This window comes from Enterobacter cloacae complex sp. XAL002 (assembly GCF_049236805.1).
Classification (GTDB): Bacteria; Pseudomonadota; Gammaproteobacteria; order Enterobacterales; family Enterobacteriaceae; genus Enterobacter; species Enterobacter intestinihominis.
Window position 1 is genome coordinate 1 of record NZ_JBMKJN010000052.1, and the last position, 4,026, is coordinate 4,026.

The window sequence follows — 4,026 nt, forward strand, 5'->3', positions numbered from 1 at the left end:
TTCAGGGTCTGGCCGGTGGTCACCGCCTTGTACAGGTACGGGCTGGAGGAGTCGATTTCCTTGGTGAACAGGAACGGGGTGTGGATACGGGTACCGGTCAGCTTGCCGGTGTTATTGTCGGTCGGGATGTACAGGTTATGCTCCTGGGCCACCACCTCGATGCTGCCTTCACGATCCTGAACGTCCACAGACCCTTTGATGTCCGCGCCGCCGTCGTCCTTCAGCCACAGATAGACTGGTATTGCCATGTTAATTACTCCGTTAAGTTGTTATCAGCGCCATCATCCTGCGATGACGCGGGGGTGTTGCCCGGCAGCTGGCAGGCGTTCGCCTGCGGCACCAGACTGATTTCGACACGGCGGTTCAGCGTCCGGCCTTCTGCCGTGTCGTTGGTGGCGACAGGTCGGCTTTCACCGTAGCCCTGCACCGCAAAACAGCTCTCCGGCACGTCGCCGGTATCGCGCATCCAGTCGCGCACGGACTCCGCACGCTTCAGGGACAGGACCTGGTTGGACTGGTCATCCCCGGTGCTGTCGGTATGGCCTGCGACCACAATCAGCCAGCCGGGTTTCGCCTTGATCCCCACAAGTGAGTTCACCAGCAGCTTTGTTGAGGCGGGTTTCAGCGCCCATTTGCCGGTATCGAACAGCGACATGCTGTCGAGGCGGACAGTCTGCGGCCCCTGTACGATTTTCTTAATCACCGGACGAGGGGGCGGCGGTGGCGTCCAGCTATTAATGGCGGCTTCTACCAGCGGGATCAGACGCATGCCCTGGTACAGGCCGAGCCCGTAACGCAGTGGCTCACCACGCCGCAGCCAGTCGTCCAGCAGGCGGCTGTCTGCCTGCAAACGCTGCTGCGCCTGCTGCTTCGGCTCAGGTGGCGTGCCGCTGAGACGGTGGTATACGGCAAGGTGGTCGCCCACGCTGCGCACCAGTCGCTGGTTGTTGATAAAGGAAGCCAGCATCGCCAGCGCAAGGAAGACAAAGCAGATACCCCCGGCCAGCCGCATATTCTGCATCCGGCGGCTGATGCCGTGGCGGCGCGGCAGGTACGGCAGCAATACCTCCGGCAGCGGCAGTAAATCCGGTGCAAAGACAGGTTTCGGGCAAAGCGTGGTGATACCGGCTATCAGCTGCTGCCAGAGGTTATCCTCTGTTGCGGCGATCGGTGCCAGACAGATACCTGCCGCGCAGAGATTCAGCTGCGGAAGCTCACCCTGTCGGGCGCTGAATGGCCGGGTGAGGTGGTGCGCCATCAGCACCAGTATGCTGTCCAGCCACAGCGTGTCATAAAGGCGTGAGGCGCGGCTGCCGCTCTCCCACTGCCAGTCCGTCACCGACAGGGCGACATATCCGTTCTGCCGCACCCGCACGCCCGGTAACTCCGGTGTGACGGTAAACCACTGCGCCTCCTCTTTAGGGTGAAGGTCAGGTGGCGATATCCAGGCCACGCTCCATACCGGCGGAACACCGTTCAGCCAGTTCCGGCACTGCGTAATACTGCGTCGCCAGCCACGGAGCGTCTGCGCCAGCGCCTCTTCCGACGTCTGCTGTTCCGGTATCAGCGCCAGCAATACCGAGACCTGCGACACCAGCGCCGGACGGACGGCCGCCAGATGCTGCGCCAGCAGCGGCAGCTGTTCTGCGTTTTGCGCGTGTATATACCAGCCCTGACGGGTTTCACGATAAACGGTATCGGGAGGGAACAGGCTGGTCGTATCGCCGCAGACCAGCACCACCGCACCCTGAAAATCTTCCGGGGGCAGGACATGCTCCGTTACCGGTATGACGAACTGGCGACGCCGCCACCGATGCCATAGCGTCGCGCCGCAGACCAGCACAATACAGACGCTGAGCACAGAACGGCTGACGGTGGAAAGCGGCCAGAAATCCACGACCAGCCACAAAGCAAGGACAGCAGCAAACAGCGTGAGAAGCGTTCGGGAGAGTACACGCATCCGTTATCCCTGCCCCGCAATCTGCGCCACCATCTGCGACAGCACAGAGGAGAAGGTGAACCACAGCGCCGCCAGCACCACCACGCCCGCCACCCAGCCCAGCCAGTACATCCGGCGTCCGCTGCGCAGGCGGGATGCCCTGACCACCACCGGAGTTTCCTGGGTCAGCGCAAACGGCGGTACGCGCTCACTGAGCGCGCGCACCACATCCTCACGCCGCTCATCATCCTGCGTGCGGTACTGGCCGGTGAAGCCCAGTTGCAGGGTGCGGTACAGGCAGGTCAGCACCGCCACATCCGGCGCAGGCTCGCGCAGGGCCGTACGGATACGCTCCCACAGCTCTTCCCCTGCATTCAGGGTACGGAAAAACCGCGCCTGAAGTGGGTCCTTGCGCCACTGGCGGTAACCGTCATCCTGTTTATCCCGGTTCAGCACGCTCTCATCCATCAGGGCGCAGTACGCATACAGCATATGGTCGCAGGATGTGGTGCTGAACCCGGCTTCGTTCAGTGATTCTCGCGCGGCGTTCACCCACCGGCAGGCTCGTCGGTACAGCGCTTCGCCGTCCTTTACCTCCTGGCCGCTGCGCAACTGGCTGACCATCAGCCAGCCCGGATAAAACGTTTTGTTTATCAGGTCAATGTCGGCATCGTTCATGAGCGCAGCACCGCAAACAGTTCAAGTTTCACCTCACCGAGGGAGCCCGGCGTATAGAAGGTACAGTTTCCGGCTTCCAGCATGGCACGAGCAGCATCGGTGGACAGATCCAGCGCGAAATACTGATTTTCCAGACGCAGCGGGATGGCCGCCGGAACGTGGCTTAGTGGTTTAATCACCATCCCGCTCAGGGCGATATTCACCACCTCAGAGACATCATCGTGACTTCCCGCCTTACACAGTTGCGGGAAGCGCGTCTGGAGTTCGTGGTTTGGCATGGCGGAGCGCACGGAGAGATAGAAATCGGCCCCTTCACGCAGCCGCGCGTCGTGCAGCTTCCCGCGCCAGATCTCACGGTCTTCGCCCTGCTTCAGTTCAATGGCAATCACGCGCGACGGCAGACTGGCTTCAAGCAGGTTATCGAGCAAGGTAAACAGCGGCGGGAACACCGTTTCCGGCGCGTCATGCCGATAGGGGGGAATGGCGTCCACATCATGTTCAAGCGAAAAGGTCAGCAGGCTGCCGGCAAGGCGGGCCAGCTCGCGGTACAGCAGTTCCGGATGGCGGGACGGCGCCTGGTGCAGCTCCGTCAGTACCGGCTCAACGCTGTTGAGGGCGTTCAGCAACCAGAACAGCGATACATCGGCCACCGCGAAGTCCGCCATCCGCTCGTTGCTTTCACGGCGCATGGCCATCAGGCGCTTACGCCGGGCCGCCAGGCGGTGCAGCAGGTCACTCAGTTCGCTGAGCAGTAACGGGCTGGCAGACAAAGAGAGCAGCGGCGGAATAAAGCTCCGCTCCTGTACCCACTGCCCCTGTGCGTTTCGCATCAGTCTCGCCACCGGGCAGGTAAGCCAGGCGCTGTTTTCCTGAGTCGACAGCCGCAGCGTCAGGGCATGACGAAGTACCGTCAGTTCACTGCGCTCATGCCCGGCCAGTTCCTGCACTGTTACCCGTTCAGACTGCCAGCGGCGCGGACGGGCACTGTCCTGCCCGTCATCCAGATTACCGCCATTGGCGCTGAGGAGCGGCAGACACAGCAGCACTTCAACAGCATCACTCCCCGCCGCTGATAAATCACAGACCGGCGGCAGGGTATCCGCCAGATCTGTGTCCACCAGGGTACCATCCGCGAAGCGCACACAAAGCCGGGTGGCATTAAGACGTGAAAGGGCCAGCGCGCCTTCGTCGAACTCCGCGCACAGCACACCCCACGGGTGCGCCAGCGCCATCCGGGCCACGGTGTCGGCCACATGTGCATCCCAGCGGGCCTGCTGCTGGAACTGCTGCGGGGCCAGGAAGGCCCCGTCTTCCCATAACGGACGGTAAATTTTCATCCCTGCTACCGCCTTACGCTTTCGCTTTCGGCATCTGGCTCACCAGAGACAGGTTCACATCCATGCCTTCCA

General features: G+C 62.1%; 3 protein-coding genes and 1 pseudogene. All 4 read right to left on the reverse strand.

What is annotated here, in order from left to right; all coding sequences use genetic code 11:
- Window positions 1–248, reverse strand: a pseudogene (gene hcp / locus ACOT0L_RS23680) (type VI secretion system effector Hcp); the annotation flags it as partial.
- Between the two features lie 5 nt (window positions 249–253).
- Window positions 254–1,960, reverse strand: coding sequence for an OmpA family protein (locus ACOT0L_RS23685; RefSeq protein WP_368995233.1), 1,707 nt, complete (start codon window positions 1,958–1,960; stop codon window positions 254–256).
- A 3-nt stretch (window positions 1,961–1,963) separates the two neighbouring features.
- Window positions 1,964–2,617, reverse strand: coding sequence for a type VI secretion system protein TssL, short form (tssL, locus tag ACOT0L_RS23690; protein ID WP_063149702.1), 654 nt, complete (start codon window positions 2,615–2,617; stop codon window positions 1,964–1,966).
- On the reverse strand, window positions 2,614–3,954 hold the full coding sequence (tssK, locus tag ACOT0L_RS23695; RefSeq protein ID WP_045309184.1) for a type VI secretion system baseplate subunit TssK: 1,341 nt from the start codon (window positions 3,952–3,954) through the stop codon (window positions 2,614–2,616). Before tssK ends, tssL begins: the two co-directional genes overlap by 4 nt.
- Between the last annotated feature and the right edge of the window lie 72 nt (window positions 3,955–4,026).